General features: G+C 65.1%; 19 protein-coding genes. 4 read left to right on the forward strand and 15 right to left on the reverse strand.

Annotation, left to right across the window (positions count from 1 at the left end; all coding sequences use genetic code 11):
- Positions 1–46 precede the first annotated feature (46 nt).
- The 3 genes from KW825_RS02520 to KW825_RS02530 form a co-directional block, all read right to left on the reverse strand.
- Positions 47–1,168 carry an adenosylhomocysteinase gene (locus KW825_RS02520; protein WP_218328099.1) on the reverse strand — a complete coding sequence of 374 codons (1,122 nt, stop codon included), beginning with the start codon at positions 1,166–1,168 and terminating at the stop codon, positions 47–49.
- A gap of 185 nt (positions 1,169–1,353) precedes the next feature.
- Entirely contained in the window at positions 1,354–2,091 is a 738-nt protein-coding gene (locus KW825_RS02525) for a hypothetical protein (RefSeq protein WP_218328100.1), read from the reverse strand.
- Entirely contained in the window at positions 2,091–2,651 is a 561-nt protein-coding gene (locus KW825_RS02530) for a YceI family protein (protein WP_042651428.1), read from the reverse strand. Before KW825_RS02530 ends, KW825_RS02525 begins: the two co-directional genes overlap by 1 nt.
- Positions 2,652–2,761: 110 nt before the next feature.
- Between KW825_RS02530 and KW825_RS02535 the strand changes: the two genes are divergently transcribed.
- Positions 2,762–3,664, forward strand: coding sequence for a LysR family transcriptional regulator (locus KW825_RS02535; RefSeq protein WP_042651427.1), 903 nt, complete (start codon positions 2,762–2,764; stop codon positions 3,662–3,664).
- A 71-nt stretch (positions 3,665–3,735) separates the two neighbouring features.
- On the opposite strand, the gene KW825_RS02540 is transcribed toward KW825_RS02535, so the two are convergent.
- Positions 3,736–4,167 (reverse strand): hypothetical protein, encoded by a 432-nt coding sequence (locus tag KW825_RS02540; protein ID WP_218328101.1) that lies wholly within the window; start codon positions 4,165–4,167, stop codon positions 3,736–3,738.
- Between the two features lie 66 nt (positions 4,168–4,233).
- Here KW825_RS02540 and KW825_RS02545 point away from each other — a divergent pair, with 66 nt between their 5' ends.
- Positions 4,234–5,973: a formate--tetrahydrofolate ligase gene (locus KW825_RS02545; RefSeq protein WP_218328102.1), complete on the forward strand. Its 1,740-nt coding sequence runs from the start codon at positions 4,234–4,236 to the stop codon at positions 5,971–5,973.
- A gap of 174 nt (positions 5,974–6,147) precedes the next feature.
- Here the strand turns inward: KW825_RS02545 and KW825_RS02550 are convergent, their stop codons facing one another.
- Together KW825_RS02550 and folE are read right to left on the reverse strand one after the other, a co-directional pair.
- A complete protein-coding gene (locus KW825_RS02550; protein ID WP_218328103.1) occupies positions 6,148–7,797 on the reverse strand; it encodes a methyl-accepting chemotaxis protein in 1,650 nt (549 codons plus the stop codon).
- Positions 7,798–8,123: 326 nt separating this feature from the next.
- Positions 8,124–8,780: a GTP cyclohydrolase I FolE gene (gene folE, locus KW825_RS02555; RefSeq protein WP_218328165.1), complete on the reverse strand. Its 657-nt coding sequence runs from the start codon at positions 8,778–8,780 to the stop codon at positions 8,124–8,126.
- A gap of 213 nt (positions 8,781–8,993) precedes the next feature.
- Here folE and moeA point away from each other — a divergent pair, with 213 nt between their 5' ends.
- Entirely contained in the window at positions 8,994–10,220 is a 1,227-nt protein-coding gene (gene moeA, locus KW825_RS02560; RefSeq protein ID WP_305730731.1) for a molybdopterin molybdotransferase MoeA, read from the forward strand.
- On the forward strand, positions 10,217–10,972 hold the full coding sequence (gene moeB / locus KW825_RS02565) for a molybdopterin-synthase adenylyltransferase MoeB (RefSeq protein ID WP_218328105.1): 756 nt from the start codon (positions 10,217–10,219) through the stop codon (positions 10,970–10,972). Before moeA ends, moeB begins: the two co-directional genes overlap by 4 nt.
- A 90-nt stretch (positions 10,973–11,062) precedes the next feature.
- On the opposite strand, the gene KW825_RS02570 is transcribed toward moeB, so the two are convergent.
- The 9 genes from KW825_RS02570 to KW825_RS02610 all read right to left on the reverse strand — a co-directional run bounded on the left by KW825_RS02570 (position 11,063) and on the right by KW825_RS02610 (position 17,367).
- Complete coding sequence (locus tag KW825_RS02570; RefSeq protein ID WP_218328106.1) at positions 11,063–11,842, reverse strand: alpha/beta fold hydrolase; 780 nt, start codon at positions 11,840–11,842, stop codon at positions 11,063–11,065.
- Positions 11,843–12,123: 281 nt separating this feature from the next.
- Positions 12,124–13,179 carry a molybdenum ABC transporter ATP-binding protein gene (gene modC / locus KW825_RS02575; protein WP_218328107.1) on the reverse strand — a complete coding sequence of 352 codons (1,056 nt, stop codon included), beginning with the start codon at positions 13,177–13,179 and terminating at the stop codon, positions 12,124–12,126.
- A complete protein-coding gene (modB, locus tag KW825_RS02580; RefSeq protein WP_042651419.1) occupies positions 13,176–13,856 on the reverse strand; it encodes a molybdate ABC transporter permease subunit in 681 nt (226 codons plus the stop codon). The genes modC and modB overlap by 4 nt, the downstream gene beginning before the upstream one ends.
- Positions 13,857–13,965: 109 nt before the next feature.
- Entirely contained in the window at positions 13,966–14,694 is a 729-nt protein-coding gene (gene modA / locus KW825_RS02585; RefSeq protein ID WP_218328108.1) for a molybdate ABC transporter substrate-binding protein, read from the reverse strand.
- Between the two features lie 113 nt (positions 14,695–14,807).
- Positions 14,808–15,284 carry a molybdopterin synthase catalytic subunit MoaE gene (gene moaE / locus KW825_RS02590; RefSeq protein WP_371315766.1) on the reverse strand — a complete coding sequence of 159 codons (477 nt, stop codon included), beginning with the start codon at positions 15,282–15,284 and terminating at the stop codon, positions 14,808–14,810.
- Between the two features lie 4 nt (positions 15,285–15,288).
- Positions 15,289–15,534: a molybdopterin synthase sulfur carrier subunit gene (gene moaD / locus KW825_RS02595; protein WP_218290188.1), complete on the reverse strand. Its 246-nt coding sequence runs from the start codon at positions 15,532–15,534 to the stop codon at positions 15,289–15,291.
- Positions 15,531–16,025 carry a cyclic pyranopterin monophosphate synthase MoaC gene (gene moaC / locus KW825_RS02600; RefSeq protein WP_218290186.1) on the reverse strand — a complete coding sequence of 165 codons (495 nt, stop codon included), beginning with the start codon at positions 16,023–16,025 and terminating at the stop codon, positions 15,531–15,533. Before moaC ends, moaD begins: the two co-directional genes overlap by 4 nt.
- Before the next feature lie 22 nt (positions 16,026–16,047).
- Positions 16,048–16,554 (reverse strand): molybdenum cofactor biosynthesis protein B, encoded by a 507-nt coding sequence (gene moaB, locus KW825_RS02605; protein ID WP_218328109.1) that lies wholly within the window; start codon positions 16,552–16,554, stop codon positions 16,048–16,050.
- Positions 16,555–16,776: 222 nt separating this feature from the next.
- Complete coding sequence (locus tag KW825_RS02610) at positions 16,777–17,367, reverse strand: cytochrome c3 family protein (RefSeq protein ID WP_042651413.1); 591 nt, start codon at positions 17,365–17,367, stop codon at positions 16,777–16,779.
- Positions 17,368–17,392: the final 25 nt, after the last annotated feature.

The raw sequence follows: 17,392 nt of genomic DNA on the forward strand, positions 1-17,392 counted from the left end.
TGAGGATGGGAAACACCCATGCGCCGCCCGGCATTTGGGATGGCGCTCATTGCACGACGCCGTGAAAATCCGCCAGCCAGTGGCGGGCTATGGTGCTCATGGTGGTCTGGGGCAGATCGAACAGCCCGGGCAGCGTCTCCTGGCGGGCCAGCTGACGCACCCCCTCGATGATCTCCGCCAGTACCAGATAGACGTATTCGCCGATGACGGCGCCGTGCACGAAGTTGACTGCCTCGCCCCGGTTGAGCAGGAAGATGATGCTGCCATCCGGTCGGGTCAGTGCCAGCACATGGGGGCAGACCTCCTCGCTCGGCCAGGGCAGAAGGGAGAGGCAGAACGCGAACTCGTCATCGGCGGAGGTGACCGAGGCCAGCATGGCGCCGGGGCGCAGCGCCTGCAGATCCGCGAGATCCAGCGAGCCGTTGCCGGTGGAGCAGATCACCAGCTCGGCCCGCTTGAGCGCCTCGGCCTTGCCCACCAGCTTGAAGCCGTGGGAGAGCGCCTCCACCTGGCGCAGCGCATCCGTCTCCACCAGCTCGAGATGCAGGTTGCGGCACCGCAGCTCGCGGGCGATGCTGCGCCCCACCTTGCCATAGCCGAACAGGGCAGCCTGGCAGACATTGAAGGTGCGATTGAGGGTGCGGGCCAGGGACTCGGCGGAGTAGACCACACTCAGGCCTATCTGGATGTCCTCGGCCTGCTTGAGCGGGCTGCGCGCCACCGAGATGACGGGGGCTGCCAGCGCCTCCAGCTCGTAGCGCTGGTGACCGTTCTCTGTCATCTCCACCACCCCGAGAAAGCGCGCCCCGAAGTGCTCGCTCAAGATCGCCTGGGTCCTGGCAAAGTAACCGCCTATGTCCAGGATGATGAGCCGCTCGTGGGCACGGACCAGGGGGGCTATCTGTTCGATCACCCCCTCGGGATCGTTGGTCCAGTGGCGGTTGAGTGGCAACACCGGGTAGTGCTGCTGGGCCCAGATCAGGGTCGGTCCGTGAACTGACTTGGGTTTTGGCAAGATGGCACCGATCCGCCCTATCTGATCGAGGGTCTGGATGAAATGGGGTCGATCGGGGAGCAAATGGGTGACCAGCAGGATACAGAGGCCTTCGAGGCGTCCCTGCTCGGTGAAATGGCGAAAAAACAGATGCTCAGATCCTTGACTGCGCAACTGTGGCCTCCTTAGCGCGCCGCAAACAAGCAGGCAAACAGAACCCGGCATAGCCGGGTTCTGTGTGTGTCCAGATAATTGAAAATCCTTTTTATCTGAAACCACCATGGCGCTCAATCTTTATCTGTACAGACTATGACTGACTCATCAAATAATGAGGTAATAGCATGTTTTTCATGCAGAAATTAATAAAGTGATGCTTCTGGCCACACCCACCACAGACTCAGACCGGCGCCGAGCCCCGCCACCAGGATCAACAGGCCCCAGCGCGTCAGCCAGGGCTGCTTGCCCAGGGTCCACTCCAGCAGCGGCAGCAGCCAGACTGGCAGCAGCACCAGCAGCGGCACCTCCACATACTGCCAGGCGAGCATCTGCACGAAGGCCAGGGCGAGCGCCAGTGCGCCAGGCGACTGCTGGGCGCCGGTCAGGGCAGCGAGCAGGGCACGGAAACCAGCGAAGGCGGCTAGGGCTCCCGCCAGCTGGGCGATCAGCAGGCTGCCATCGATGCCGATGACCAGGGCCAGCCAGATGAAGCCGAGCGCGAAGCCGAGCCCTTCCCGGCTGTCATCGCGCCACCCGGTCCAGGCGAACCAGGCGATGGCGGGCAGCAGGGCCAGCCAGATCCGCGGCTCGGTGCCAAGCACCGAGGCCAGCCCCTGCCACCACACCAGGGCGGCGAGCACCGCAAACAGCGCCAGGGCGGCGCGCTTGTCGGCCAGCTGGGCCACGATGGCGGGCACCAGCAGGCACAGCGGCAGCCATTGCCACGCCTTGGCGGGCAGGCCGTAGGCGCCCCCCAGCAGGGAGCCCACCAGCCAGAGGGCCAGTGCCCCCCACAGATAGCCCAGCCGTGGCCAGCGCCATGACAGCAAAGCGGCCCCCAAAGGAGCCGCCAGGGTTTGTAGCAGGAGTGCTGCGCCCATTACTTGCGCACGCCTTCGACGAACAGGTTGATGCTCATCTCGTCCGGAATGCCGGGCAGCATGTAGCTCACGCCAAAGTCGCTGCGCTTGATGGTGGTGGTGGCGTTAAAGCCGCTGCGGTAGCCGCCCCAGGGATCCTTGCCTTCGCCGATGTGGACCATGTCGAAGGCCACTTCCTTGGTGACGCCGTGCAGGGTCAGTGAGCCCTTGAGCACGCCCTTGTCCTTGCTGCCTTCATAGCCGCTGCTGACGAAGGTCATCTTGGGGTACTGCTTCACGTCCAGGAAGTCCGGGCTGCGCAGGTGCTTGTCACGGGGCTCGTGGTTGGAGTCCACGCTGGCAGCATCGATCTCGAAGCTCGCCTTGGCCGCGGCCGGGTTGGCCTCGTCCATGCTGAAGGTACCGCTGAAGGTGTTGAACCGACCGACCAGCTCGGAGAAGCCGAGGTGGCCCACCTTGAACTGGACTGTGGTGTGCGCCGCGTCGACATCATAATCGGCCGCCATCAGGGGGGCCGCCATAAACAGGCAGGAAGCCAGCAGGGCCTTGGTCATTTTCATTCGGTTCGTTCCTTCGTTAGGGGGTTCACATCGATACTCGAAATGCTAACCTCCCAGTAGCAATAGATAATCATCGATTTATTAAAATAATTATCAACTGAGAGTGGAATATGGACCAGATAGCCGCCATGCGCACCTTCATCAAGGTGGTGGAGTGTCAGAGTTTTACCAAGGCCGCCCACCAGCTCGGCATCTCGGTCGCCATGACCTCCAAGCTGATGCAGCAGCTGGAGGAGTCCCTGTCGACCCGGCTGCTGTCACGCACCACCCGTCAGGTCAACCCGACCGAGGCGGGCCAGTTCTACTACCAGCGCTCCCAGGCGCTGTTGGCCGAGCTGGAGGAGACCCACAGCCAGCTCACCCGCAACAACCAGCAGCCCCAGGGCACCCTCAAGCTGTCGGTGCCGATGGATTTTGGCTACCTGCACCTCTCCCCCGCCCTGCCGCTGTTTCGCGAGCGCTTTCCCGACCTGAAGCTGGAGATCGAATACAGCGATCGGCGGGTGGCGCTGGTGGAGGAGGGCTTCGATCTGGCGCTGCGCATCGGCAACCTGCCTGACTCCTCCCTGGTCGCCAAGCCGCTGGCCATGATGCGGCTGGAGGTGTGCGCCAGTCCCGCCTATCTGGCGCGCCGCGGCACCCCGAGCCAGCCGGAGGATCTCAAGCAGCACGACTGCCTCATCTACACCCTGACCCAGCCGGACTGGGTGTTCAAGCGCAAGGGGGAGCAGCTGAGCGTGCGCCCGCAGGGGCCGCTTCGCGCCAACAACGGGGTGGCGCTGACCCGGGCCGCCTGCGATCACCAGGGCATCATACTGCAGCCCACCTTCATCGTCGGGGATGCGCTGCGCTCGGGGGAACTGGTCTCACTGCTGCCGGAATGGGACAAGGGCCAGGTCGGCCTCTATGCACTCTATCCGCACCGCCGCTTCGTCTCGGCCAAGGTGCGCTGCTTCATCGAATTCGTGCAGGAGCGCTACCTCGCCCCCCACTACTGGGATCGCGAGGCCTGAGGCGGGGTTTGACTGAATGGATGTGAAAGCACGGCCTCAACGCCCATTAAGGGGAAACGCGAGGCCGGATATCAGGGCTGGGCGTCGGGGGCTTGCGGATCGGCGGCGGGCACCGGCAGCTCGGCCACCAGCAGCTGCCCGCTCAGCGTCAGCTGCCAGCGCGGCAGGCGCCGGTGCAGGGTGGCAAGCTGCTCATCGCTCGGCACATAGGGCAGGCTGATGTGCAGGCAGTAGCAGTCGAGCATGGCCGCCAGCTGCAGGATCAGGATGAGGTTGGCCTCGTCGGTCTTGTGCTTGTTGATGCGCTTGCCGATCTCGTGGCGAAAGTGGGTCTCGGGATCCTGAGTCATCGCCTGCCAGCCGTAGCCAAACAGCGGGATGAAGGAGCTGACGATGCCAAGCGCGGTGAGTGGCCGCTTGGGCGGATGGTAGAGCGCATTGAGATCCAGCAGGATAGGAGTTAGATGCAGCTCACGACTGCCGGACAAAATGTTATTACTCATTGGATAACCCTGTTGATTCCACTAGACTGCGCCGCATATTTGACCTGACATGCCAACGAGGTGCTGATGCTAAGCGATATCGAGATCTCCCGCCAGTCCCCCCGTCTTTCGATCCAGGAGCTGGCCAAGCGCCTCGCCATCCCGCCCCATCTGCTCTACCCCTATGGCCACCACAAGGGCAAGCTGAGTCTAGCGTTGCTCGAGCAGCCCGCCGCGCCGGCCAAACGGCCGGGCAAGCTGGTGCTGGTGAGCGCCATCACCCCCACCCCGCTCGGCGAGGGCAAGACGGTCACCACCCTGGGCCTCTCCATGGGGCTCAACCACATAGGCCAGGCCAGCATCGCCACCATACGCCAGCCGAGCCTGGGCCCGGTGTTTGGGGTCAAGGGGGGCGCCGCCGGCGGCGGTCACGCCCAGGTGGTGCCGATGGAGGAGATGAACCTGCACCTGACCGGCGATTTCCACGCCCTCGCCGCCGCCCACAACCTGGCCGCCGCGGCGCTGGATGCCCGCCTGTTCCACGAAGACAAGCTCGGCGAGCAGTTCAGCGCCAGGACCGGCCTGGTGCGCCTCGACATCGATCCCGCCAACATCCTCTGGCCGCGCACCCTGGACATGAACGATCGCGCCCTGCGCCACCTCTGCATCGGTCAGGGCGGCCCGAGCGATGGGGTGGAGCGCCCCGAGCGCTTCGTCATCACCGCCGCCTCCGAGCTGATGGCCATACTGGCGCTGGCCACCGATCTGCAAGACTTGCGAGCCCGCATCGGCCGCATCCAGCTGGCCCTCGACATGAAGGGTCAACCCATCACCACCGAGCAGCTGGAGGTGGCCGGCGCCATGACGGTGCTGCTCAAAGACGCGCTGCAACCGACCCTGATGCAGACCACAGAGCAGACCCCGGTGCTGGTGCACGCCGGCCCCTTCGCCAACATAGCCCACGGCAACTCCTCGGTCATCGCCGATCGCATCGCCCTCGCCCTGACCGACTACGTGGTGACCGAGGCCGGCTTTGGCTCCGACATGGGGTTGGAGAAGTTCTTCAACATCAAGTACCGCCAGTCCGGCATAGCCCCCGCCTGCGTGGTGCTGGTGGCCACGGTGCGCGGCCTCAAGGCCAACAGCGGCCTGCTCGACATTCGCCCCGGCCAGCCGCTGCCCGCCAGCCTGGCGAGCGAAGATCTGCCGACCCTGCGCCAGGGCTGCGCCAACCTCGCCTGGCACATCGCCAACGCCCGCCGCTATGGGGTGCCCGTGGTGGTGGCGGTCAACCGCTTCCCCAGCGACAGCCAGGCCGAGCTGGATCTGTTGATGGCCGAGGCGACCCGGGCTGGCGCCGCTGGCGTCGCCCTCTCGCATGCCTTCACCCAGGGCGGCGCCGGGGCCAGCGAACTGGCCCGCGCCGTGGTCGCCGCCTGTGAGCTGCCAAACGACATCCAGCTGCTCTACCCCGACGAGATGAGCCTCAGCGCCAAGCTCGCCACCCTGGTGGAGTGCGGCTATGGCGGCCGCGGCGTCATCCTCTCTGACAAGGCGCGCAGGCAGCTGGCGGCCCTGTCGGCGGCGGGCTGGGATCACCTGCCCGTCTGTGTGGCCAAGACCCCGCTCTCCCTGAGCCACGATCCGGCCCTCAAGGGGGTGCCCACAGACTTCGAGGTACCCATCGACGAGGTGCGGCTGTGCGCCGGCGCCGGCTTCGTCTATGCCCTGGCGGGCCCCATCATGACCATGCCGGGCCTCGGCAGCCTGCCGGCCTATCGTCACATCGACATCGACGAGGATGGCGAGATAGTCGGCCTGAGCTGATGGCGATCCCGGCAGCCAGCCCCACCACCGCTATATCGATATCGACGATAACGGCGAGATAGTCGGTTTGAGCTGATGGCTAGCACGAAACAGGCGGGGGCTTAGGCCGCCTGCCCCAAAAAACAAGGCCCCGCCAATTGGCAGGGCCTTGTTGTTATCGGCACCTTAACGGACTCAGAGCGTGAAGCGTTGAGTCATGTGGTGCAGGGAGGTGGCCAGCTTGCTCAGCTCGACGCAGGCCTGGGCGGTCTGCTGGGCCCCCAGCGCGTTCTCGTCGGCGGCATTGTGGATGTTGACTATGCTGCGGTTGAGCTCCTCGGTCACCGCGTTCTGCTCCTCGGTCGCGGTGGCGATCAGGGTGTTCATGTCCGAGATCTGGGTAACGGCGCCGTTGATGCTGTCGATGCTGTTGCCCGCCTCCCGCGCCAGATCGACGCTGCTCTGCATCTGCTGGCGGCTCAGCTGCATGGCACTGCCCGCCTCGGCGGTACGGCCCTGCAACACCTCGATCATCTTGCTGATCTCGGCGGTGGAGTTCTGGGTCCGCTGGGCCAGGGAGCGGACCTCGTCGGCCACCACGGCAAAGCCGCGGCCCTGCTCGCCCGCCCGGGCCGCCTCTATGGCCGCATTGAGCGCCAGCAGGTTGGTCTGCTCGGCGATGCCGCGGATCACATCCAGCACCATGCTGATGTTGGCGCTGTCCTGCTCCAGCTGCTGCACCACGCCGCCGGCCTGCTCGATCTGCTGCGACACCAGCTCTATGCTGCCGATGGCACGCCCCACCACCTTATGGCCTTCGCCCGAGGTGTGGGAGGCCGCCTTGGCGGCGCTCATGGCGTCCGTGGTGTTGCGGGCGACCTCGAGGACGGTGGACTGCATCTCGTTCATGGCGGTGGCGACCTGGGACACCTCCCCCTGCTGGCTGGCCATGCCCTTGGCGGACTGCTCGGAGATGGCACTCACCTCCTCCACCGCGCTGCTGAGCTGGCTCACCGAGCCCGAGATCTCGCTCACCAGTTCGGCCAGCGACCCCTGCATGCGATCGATGGCCGAGCCGAGCTGGCCCAGTTCATCCCGCTTGAAGCGGTCGTTGCGGATCCACTCCTGCAGCTCACCCCTGCCGAGTTCGCCGCCGGCGATGCGCTGGGCCTGACGGGCCAGCATCACCAGGGGATCCCGGATCTGGCGGGTCAGCACGGTGGAGAGCACCGCCACCAGCCCCAGCCCCAGCAGCAGCGTGATGACGACACTCAACTTGGCATCGTCATAGGCCTCCACCACCTCGGCGCGGGAGTTGACGGAGTAGCCATGGTTGATGCGAATGAGATCCGCCACCGACTTGGACAGGGTGGTGTAGAGGTTGATCCCCTCGGACATGAAGAGGCGCTGGGCCTCGGCCATCTGGCCGCTGTCCTGCATCTGCCGGATACGCTGATGCAGGGCGACGTACTTGTCCCAGCCCGCCTTGACGATGTCGAAGCTACGGCGCTCCTCCACATCTGTCGCCCAGATGCTGGCATCGTGCGCCGCTATCTGCTGTCCGACCTCTCTCAGGCTCTGCTCGCTGGCATCGCGGTAATGGGCCTTCTGCTGGGGATCGTCCGCCACCAGGAACACATCCAGCTCGTAGCGGCGCAGGGCATTGATGGTCTCACCCAGAGCACTGGTGCGCACCACGGCGGGCAGTATGCTGTCGGTGAAGCCGATGGCGGCCCGGTTCATCTTGCTGAACTCCAGCAGCGAGAAGCCGCCGATGAAGGCCATCATCAGGCCGAGCACGGCGAAGCCGGCGGTGAGTTTCTTACCTATCGTCATGGTGTTCATGGCGTGTCCTGCATATGGGTGAACGAGTGGCATCCTCTGCGCTGTGCCTGTGGCACAAATCACGATACCTGCCATCCATAGCAGTAGATCAGGCCCCTCCGTGCCGGCACGAACGGGGCGAGCTTACCGGTGAGCCGCACTTGTCGACTCTGGTCCTGACGGGGGTCGGGTGTCAAACAGGCCGTCAATCGGCATGGTGAGCTGTATCGGCCTGATCGGGCATGCCTTTAGCACTTTTATGACGAAAGTTCAGAGGGTGGAGGAAAGAGGTAAAAAGGAGGGAAGCAAACGGCGGGGGCAGGCCGCATCGACCCGCCCCCCTGTGATCAGCCTTTCAGGCCGCCCAGAAACTCGGAGCGGGTGTCCGGTTGGGTCTTGAAGACCCCACCGAGTGAGGTGGTGGTGGTATGGGAGGTCGAATCCATCACCCCGCGCGCCTTCACGCAGAAGTGGGTCGCCTTGATGCTGATGGCCACATCCCTGGTGCCGAGCAGGGTCTGCAGCGCCAGCAGGATCTGCTGGGTGAGCCGCTCCTGCACCTGGGGCCGGCGCGCGAAGAACTGCACTATGCGGTTGATCTTGGAGAGCCCGATCACCTTGCCGCGGGGGATGTAGGCCACGTGGGCCAGCCCGTCGATGGTGACGAAGTGGTGCTCGCAGGTGCTGGTGAGGCTGATGTCCCGCACCATGATCATCTCGTCCACCTTCATCTTGTTCTCGATCACCGTCACCTTGGGGAAGGTGGCGTAGTCGAGGCCGGAGAAGATCTCGTTCACGTACATCTTGGCGATGCGGTGCGGCGTCTCGGCCAGACTGTCGTCGCGCAGATCCAGCCCCAGCGTCTCCATGATGGCGCGCATGTGGCCTTCGATTTTTTCCTTCTTCTGCTGGCCGTTCAATTCATTGGCCACCAGCGGTGTCTCCAGGCCCTGGGCCTCGAGGGCTGCCCTGACCAACAGGGCTTCCTGACTTAAGTTCGTCATCATCTTCCTCTCCCGTGCTCAGGGACTGTGATGGCCGCCAGCAATGCTGCGGTGGCGCAATCGTACTGGGCGATTATTGTCATAATTCGGACTAACTCAAGCCCGACACCTGACTTTATGCCAATCCGCCCGGTTTTACCCCCGCGACAGCCTGCCCATTAGGAGCTTTTTTTGGGATAATCCGCCCTCTACCACACCAAAGAGGTAATGATGATGGGATTCGATACGGTTGCACTGCTGCCCCTGGGCGATGCCCTGCAAGGGATCCTGGACCAACTCGCCTGCTGCTGCGACAGCGAGCAACTGCCGTTGCCAGAGGCGCTGGATCGGATACTGGCCGAGGAGATCGTCTCCCCCCTGTCGGTGCCGCCGTTCGATAACTCCGCCATGGACGGTTACGCCGTGCGGCTGGCCGATCTCGCCGCCGGCGCGCCGCTGGCCGTGGCGGGCAAGGCCTTCGCCGGCCAGCCCTATCAGGGAGACTGGCCCGCCGGCCACTGCATCCGCATCATGACGGGGGCACCGGTCCCCGAGGGCACCGAGGCGGTCGTCATGCAGGAGGAGGCGCAAGTCGAAGGCGAACTGGTGCGCTTCCTCACTCAGCCGAGGCCCGGCCAGAACATCCGTCGCTGCGGCGAAGACCTGGCCGAAGGCGCCCGGGTGCTGGCGGTGGGCCTTCGTCTCAGCCCGCGCGAGCTGCCGCTGCTGGCGTCGCTCGGCATCGCCAGCGTCAGGGTCCGTCGCCCGCTCAAGGTCGCCATCTTCAGCACCGGTGATGAGCTCAAACCGGTGGGCACCCCGCTCGCCCACGGCGACATCTACGACTCCAACCGCTACGGCGTCAAGGCCATGCTGGCACGCCTGGGCTGCGAGTGCCTGGATCTTGGCATCATCCCGGACGACCCGGCCCAGCTACGCGCCGCCTTCCTCGAGGCCGATCGCGAGGCCGATGCCCTCATCACCACCGGCGGCGTCTCGGTCGGCGAGGCGGACTTCACCAAGCAACTGCTGGAAGAGCTCGGCGAGATCGGCTTCTGGAAGCTCGCCATCAAGCCGGGGAAGCCCTTCGCCTTCGGCCGCCTGCCGAACGCCTGGTTCTTCGGCCTGCCGGGCAACCCTGTCTCCGCCATGGTCACCTTCGATCAGCTGGTCAAGCCGGCGCTGGCCAGGCTGGCCGGCCAAACCCTGGCGGTGCCGCTGCGCCTCGCCGCCACCGTCACCGAACCCCTGAAAAAATCCCCGGGGCGCCTGGATTTCCATCGCGGCATATTGACCCAGGGGCCAAACGGCCTGGAGGTGCGCAGCACCGGCTCCCAGGACTCCGGCGTGTTCAGCTCCCTGTCCCGGGCCAACTGCTACATAGTGCTGGAGCAAGAACGCGGCAAGGTGGCGGCGGGCGAAACCGTCACCGTCGAGCCCTTCTCGGGATTGCTGCTGTGAGCGAGATCCTCAGCGATGCCGAGCTGCTGCGCTACAACCGCCAGATAGTCCTCAAGGCCTTCGACTTCGAGGGGCAGGAGGCACTCAAGCAGGCCAAGGTGCTGGTGATCGGCGCCGGTGGCCTGGGCTGCGCCGCCGCCCAGTATCTGGGGGTGGCCGGGGTCGGCCAGCTGACCCTGGTGGACTTCGACAGGGTGGAGCTCTCCAACCTGCAGCGCCAGGTGCTGCACCATGATGGCCGCATCGGCCAGTACAAGGTGGACTCGGCGGCCGAGACGCTGCGCACCCTCAACCCCTGGCTCAGGGTCGAGACCCACGCCGTCCTGGCCGACGAGGCGCTGCTCGATGCCCTGCTGCCGAGCCACCAGCTGGTGCTCGACTGCACCGACAACGTCGCCATCCGCAACCTGCTCAATCAGCGCGCCCGCCAACACGGCGTGCCGCTGGTGTCCGGCGCCGCCATCCGGCTGGAGGGGCAGATTGTCAGCTTCAGCTGGCAGGCGGGCGAGCCCTGCTACGCCTGCCTCAGCTCGCTGTTTGGCGAGCAGTCGCTGAGCTGTGTCGAGGCAGGGGTGCTGGCGCCCATGGTCGGCCTGGTCGGCAGCCTGCAGGCGCTGGAGGCCATCAAGCTGCTCGCCGGCATGGGCAAGAGCTACAGCGGGCGGTTGCTGATGATCGACGGTCTCAGTGGCGGCTTTCGCGAGATGAAGCTGCCCAAGCGCCCCGACTGCCCGGTCTGTTCAGGGCATTAGCCCGGCCAGGGTATTAGCCCGGTCAGAGCAAGCCGCTTGCACCAATCAAGAAGCCGACCCCGAGGTCGGCTTCTTTGTGTCTGCCCAGGCTCAGTGCGTCGCCAGGATCCGTTGCAGCAGATGATTGAATCCGGCGGGATCTTCCGCCGGCCAGGCATGATGGCCGGGAGGGGTGTGGATGCTGGCGTTGGGCAGGGAGGCGAACTGCTCCACCCGTTTGGCCAGCGGCAGATAGTCCTGGGTCGTGGAGATGATGGCCACCGGCTGCCAGAGGGTGCCGAGCCGGGCGCGGGCCGACCAGCCGGGCAAGGCAGCGAGCAGGGCCCTGTAGACCTTCTTCTTGTTGCTGCGCACGAAACGCAGCCGGAAGGTCTGGCGCAGCTGGGCAAGCTCGGGGCCGGGGAAGAGTTCCCGCGCCAGCCACCAGGCGAGCGGGCGCATGCCGAACCAACGCAACCACTTCAGGCGCTGGGCGTAGCGCTCCCGCTCCCTGGGGCTCTCCAGCAAGAACTCGCTAAAGCCGTTGACCAGCACCAGACCGCGGATCTTGTTCGGCAGTTGCAGGGCCAGCTCCAGCGCCACCATGGCCCCCAGGGAGAGCCCCACCACCCAGGCGGGCTCCGGCTGCTCGTCGAGCCAGCGGGCCACGTCCGCCGCCAGGGTGGGCACATCGAAGGGCCCCTCCTGCATGCTCTGGCCGTGACCACGCAAGTCGAGGGCCACCACCCGGTAGTGCTGCGAGAAGTGCTCGAGCTGGGCCTGCCAGTCGAGGCTGGAGGAGCCGAGCCCGTGCAGCAATAACAGCAAAGGCCCCTCCCCCGCACTGCGCAGGGCCAAGCCATGGGATTTCATTACCTGATTGCGACGCACCCGCGCTCTCCCTCTCGGCTCGATGCCGGCCCCTGATGACATAGATTCCCTTGTTGCGGTGACAGTCCGCCCTCACCAATCAGACTCATCGCCTTGTTGGAAAGGGCCATAGAACAGCGGCTCCTGTCCCAGGCACCTCAACCCTCACCGGCCAGACTCATCGCCTTGCTGGATAGGGACATAGAACAGTGGATCCTGTCCCAGGCACCTCAACCCTCGCCGACCAGACTCATCACCTTGCTGGATAGGGACATGGAACAGTGGATCCTGTCCCAAACGCCTCAGCCCTCACCGACCAGGCTCACCGCCTTGATGTAGGCATAGAGGAGCTGCCCCGGCACCAGCGCGAGCCGCTCGGCCGAGCGGCTGGTGATCCGGGCCAGCAGTATCTGCTGCCCCAGAGCCAACTGCAACAGGGTTTGGCCCGGCCTGACTTCCCGGATCTCCAGCAGGCGGGTCTCGAGGCAGTTGGAGAGGCTGGAGTGCGCTATGGGGGCGGTGGCGATCACCACATCCCGTCCCGCCACCTTGATCTGCAGGGGGCCTGTCTCGTCGGGGGCATGATCCATGGTGACCATCAGGGTCTGCTCGCCGAGTCGCAGGCTCGCCATCTGCGAGGCGTCGTCGTAGTGGGCCAGGGTGGCGCTCAGCATGACGCCGGCATCATCGCGACTGGCGAGCGACAAGTCGGTGCGGGCGAAGATGTCGCCGGGCCGACCCTGGGCCTCCACCCGCCCCTCGGCCAGCAGCACCAGCTGATCGCACAGCAGGCTCACCTCCTCCATGGCGTGGCTGACGAAGATCATCGGCAGGCCGCTCTCGCGCTGCAGGCCCCTCAGCACATGGGCCTGATGAATGCGGCTGCGCCTGTCCAGCGCCGAGAAGGGCTCATCCAGCAGCAGCAGATCGGGCTCGGCCAGCAGCGCCCGCCCCAGTGCCACCCGCTGGCGCTGGCCCCCGGAGAGGCCATGGGCAGGCTGGGGCAGCAGTTCGACGAAGCCGAGTCGCTCGGCCAGCGCCTCGAGCTGCCAGCGCCCCCTGCCCTTGCGGGCCGCCAGCTGCAGGTTGGCCAGCACCGTCATATGGGGGAAGAGCCGCGAGTCCTGGAACACCAGGCCGATGCGGCGCCGCTCGGGCAGCAGGCTCCCAAGCTCCCGCCCCTGCCAGCGCAGGCGATCCTGAGGCTGGCGATCGAGCCCGGCGATGATGCGCAGCAGGGTGCTCTTGCCACAACCTGAGGGGCCGAACAGGCCGAGCATGCCACCCAGCGGCAGCGCCAGCTCGCAGTCGAGCTCGAAGCCGCCAAACCGGCGTCTGGCCTTGAGGTGAAGGCTCATCCGAACAGCCTCCGTTGCCGACGCTGCAAGACGCCGTAGACCAGCACCAGCATGACGAGGGAGAAGCCCATCAGGCCGCCGGCCAGAGTGTGGGCGTTTTGATAATCCATGGCCTCCACGTGATCGAACAGGGCGATGGAGAGCACCTGGGTCTCCCCCGGGATGTTGCCCCCTATCATCAGCACCACCCCGAACTCCCCGAGGGTATGAGCAAAGCCCAGCGCCGCCGCCATCACGAAGCTCGGCAGCGTCATCGGCAAGATGATGTGGAAGAAGCGCTCGAGGGGCCCCAGCCCCAGGGTGGCGGCCGCCTCAAGTTCTTTGCTGCCCATGTTGACGAAGGCGGAGGTGAGCGGCTGCACCACGAAGGGCAGCGAATAGAGGATGGAGGCAAACAGCAGGCCGAGGAAACTGAAGGCAAGGGGGGCGCCGAAGGTCTCCTTCCACCAGGCACCGAAGCCGTAGGAGGGGGAGAAGGCGAGCAGCAGATAGAAGCCGAGTACCGTCGGCGGCAGCACCAGCGGCAACGCCACCAGCGCCTCCACCAGCGGCCGCAGCCGGTGCTGGCTGCGAGACAGCCACCAGGCCAGCGGCGGCGACAGCAGCAGCAGGATGCCGGTGGTGCTGCCGGCCAGCTTCAGGGTCAACCAGACGGCCAGCAGATCCCCTTCACTCATGGTCAAGGTCCCGGCCAGATTCGAGCAACAACATGTCTTGCATCCTCATAGCAAAGAGTGGCCGGCCCAGAGGCCGGCCACTCATCATGCAGAATTAGCGCTCAGGCCATCATTGCGGCAGAGCATAACCCGCGTCCTTGATGGTGCTCTGACCAGGGCCCTTGAGCCAGGCCACCAGGGCATCGACCGCTTCCCCTTTCTTCAGCACCAGCCCCTGCTGCTCGATGGCCGGATAGAGCTGGTTCGGCACCGCCCAGGCTTCACCGGTCTTGCCCGCTTCCACCAGGTTGGCCCAGGCGACGAAGCCCAGCTCGGCGTTGCCGGTGTCCACAAACTGCCAGGTCTGGCCTATGTTGGCACCGGTCAGCAGGCGATACTGCTTGGGATCGATCTTGAGCTGCTCCAGGGTCGCCATGGCGGCGGCGCCGTAGGGGGCGGTGCGCGGGTTGGCGATGGCGAGGTTGCCCTTCCAGCCGCGCAGAGTGGCTTCATCGGGGGCCGGGCCACCCTTCTTCCACAGGCCCAGCTGGCCGATGGCGTAGGTGAAGCGCTCGCTGCCCTTGCCTTCTTTCTCCAGCTTCTCGGGGGTGCTGACGTCGGCGGAGAGGAAGAGATCGAAGGGGGCACCGTGGCTGATCTGGGTGTAGAGCACACCAGTGGCCGCCGAGCTGATGACGACGCTGTGGCCGGTCTTGGCGGTAAACTCCTTGCCGATGCGCTCTATGGTGCCCTTGAAGTTGGCGGCCACGGCGACCTTGACCTCGTCGGCCTGCACGGCGCCACTGTGCAGCGCGCAGGTGCAGGCGCCCACCAACAACACGGATAACAGCTGCTTCATTCCCTTACTCCTGTCATTACACCGAGGGCCTGGTTCTGCCGGGCCCGAAAATGGGGTAATCCCTTCGCGGGACTCACTCCCTCAATATCAGCGTGCGCCTTATCAGCGTCTATTCACCAGCGAGCCGCGGCGTCGTCATCGCTCTGCTTGGCCTCGACCCAGCGCGTTATGCCCTCGGCGGTCAGCTCTTTCTTCCAGAACGGCGCCCGGGTCTTCAAGAAATCCATGATGAAGTGGCAGGCCTCGAAGGCTGCATCCCGGTGGGCGCTGCTCACCGCCACCAGCACTATCTGATCGCCGAGCAGCAGCTCACCGATGCGGTGAATGAGGGTGCACTCCTGCAGCGGCCAACGACGGCGCGCCTGGGCGACGATATCGGCCAGCGCCTTCTCGGTCATGCCGGGGTAGTGCTCGAGGGCCAGCCCCTTGACCTGCTCCCCCTGATTGAAGTCGCGCACCTTGCCGACGAAGGTGACGATGGCACCCGTGTCGTGACGGGCGGCGAGCCGCTGGTATTCATCACCGAGGGAGAAGTCGGCCCGCTGCACCAGGATGCGATCGGTCGAGTCAGTGGGCATCTCGTGGGACATGGGCTCAGCCTCCGGTCACGGGGGGGAAGAAGGCCACCTCGTCGCCATCGACCAGCGCCGTATCGAGAGGCACCAGGGTCTGGTTGACCGCCACCAGCAGCTTGCCCGCTTCCAGCGCCAGCGCCCACTTGTCGCCGCGCTCGCACAGGGCCACGCGCAGTTGTTCGGCCGTGGCGTAGTCGCTGGGCAGGCTCAGCTCGTCGCAACCGACCAGCTCCCGCACCTGGGCGAAAAACAGAACCTTGATCATGCGTTCTCTCCTGCATCCGGTGCCAGCTGGAAGTGACCGGACTTGCCGCCCTTCTTCTCGACCAGGCGCAGCTGCTCGATGACCATGTCCTTCTGCACCGCCTTGCACATGTCATAGATGGTGAGCGCCGCCACCGAGGCGGCGGTCAGGGCTTCCATCTCCACCCCTGTCTTGCCCGAGAGCTTGCAGAGGGTGCGGATGTGTACCCTATTGTGCTCGGGCTGGGCTTCGATCTCTACCTCCACCTTGGTGAGTGCCAGCGGATGGCAGAGCGGGATCAGATCGGCGGTCTTCTTGGCCGCCATGATGCCGGCGATGCGGGCGGTGGCAAAGACGTCGCCCTTGTGGTGCTGACCGCTCAGGATCAGGGCCAGGGTGGCGGGCGCCATGGTCACGAAGGCCTCGGCGCGGGCCTCCCGTTCGGTGACCTGCTTGTCGGTCACGTCCACCATGTGGGCCTCACCGCTTTGGTTGAGATGGGTCAGGTTCATCACTTTCCCTCAGGGGTGGGGTTCAAAGGTGGGAGACAAAGTTGCAGGGCCTGGTGCGGGCGTCGAGCTGATCCCGGATTAGCTGCTCCCAGCCCAGCTGGCAGGCGCCGGTGGAGCCGGGCAGGCAGCAGATGAGGGTGCGGTTGGCGAGTCCCGCCAGCGCCCGGCTCTGCATGGCCGATCCCTTGATCTCGGCAAAGGAGAGCTGGCGGAACATCTCGCCAAAGCCCTGCACCGTGCGCTCGAACAGCACGCCCACCGCTTCCGGCACCCGGTTCTGTTCATTGAAGCCGGTGCCGCCGTTGATCAGCACCACCTGCACCGCCTCATCGACGATCCACTGGCTGACCTGGGCCCGCACGCGGAACAGATTGTCGGCGCACAGCGCCCGATCCGCCAGCTGATGACCGGCCTGCGTCAGGGCCGACACCAGATAATCCCCCGAGCTGTCGTCGGTGGAGGTGCGGCTGTCGGAGACCGTCAGTACGGCGATCTGGAGAGGAATGAATTCGCTGTTTTTGGGTGCCATTGGGCAATTCCTGTCAATCATTGACCACGAGAGGAGAAGGGATGACACGCCCCCACCCGGCCAGATACCGCCGAAGCCATGCCGGCTGGTGAGAGGGGAAAACGGCGGGGGTCGCGTTATCGCGCACGGATTCTATCAAAAGTTGCCGTGCAGATGGGATTAACGAGTCCATAAAAATGAAAAACCACAGGGCCGGGCATGCCCGACCCTGTGGTCACGTCCTTAGAAGCCCTTCACCCCCGTCATGTCAGGCAGCTGGTGCGCTATGCCCTTGTGACAGTCGATGCAGGTGCTCTCGCCGCTGGCCAGGTTGGTGGAGTGCATCTTGGCGGCACGCCGTCCCTGCAGGGAGAAGTCCATGTATTCGAAGTTGTGGCAGTTGCGACACTCCCTCGAATCCGTCTCCTTCATCCGCTGCCACTCCCGCTCGGCCATCTCGCGCCGATGCGATTCGAACTTCTCGCGGGTGTCCACCTTGCCGGTCAGCATGCCCCACAGCTCCTTGGAGGCCTGCACCTTGCGAATGATCTTGTAGGTCCATTCGTGGGGCACATGGCAGTCCGGGCAACTGGCGCGCACGCCGGAGCGGTTCGCGTAGTGGATGGTGTCACGGTACTCGACGAAGACGTTGTCCTTCATCTCGTGGCAACCGGTACAGAACTTCTCGGTGTTGGACGCTTCCATGGCGGTGTTGAAGCCCCCCCAGAAGATGACGCCGCCGAAGAACCCCATCATCAGCAGCACCCAGAGGGCCGCCTTGGAGGGAGACTTGAAGGTGGTCCAGAGTCGCTGCACAAAACCAGGTAATTTCATCTGTGGATTCCTCAGTTCGGTGCTT

It is taken from the genome of Aeromonas sp. sif2433, assembly GCF_019218705.1.
In the GTDB taxonomy this organism is placed as follows: Bacteria; Pseudomonadota; Gammaproteobacteria; order Enterobacterales; family Aeromonadaceae; genus Aeromonas; species Aeromonas encheleia.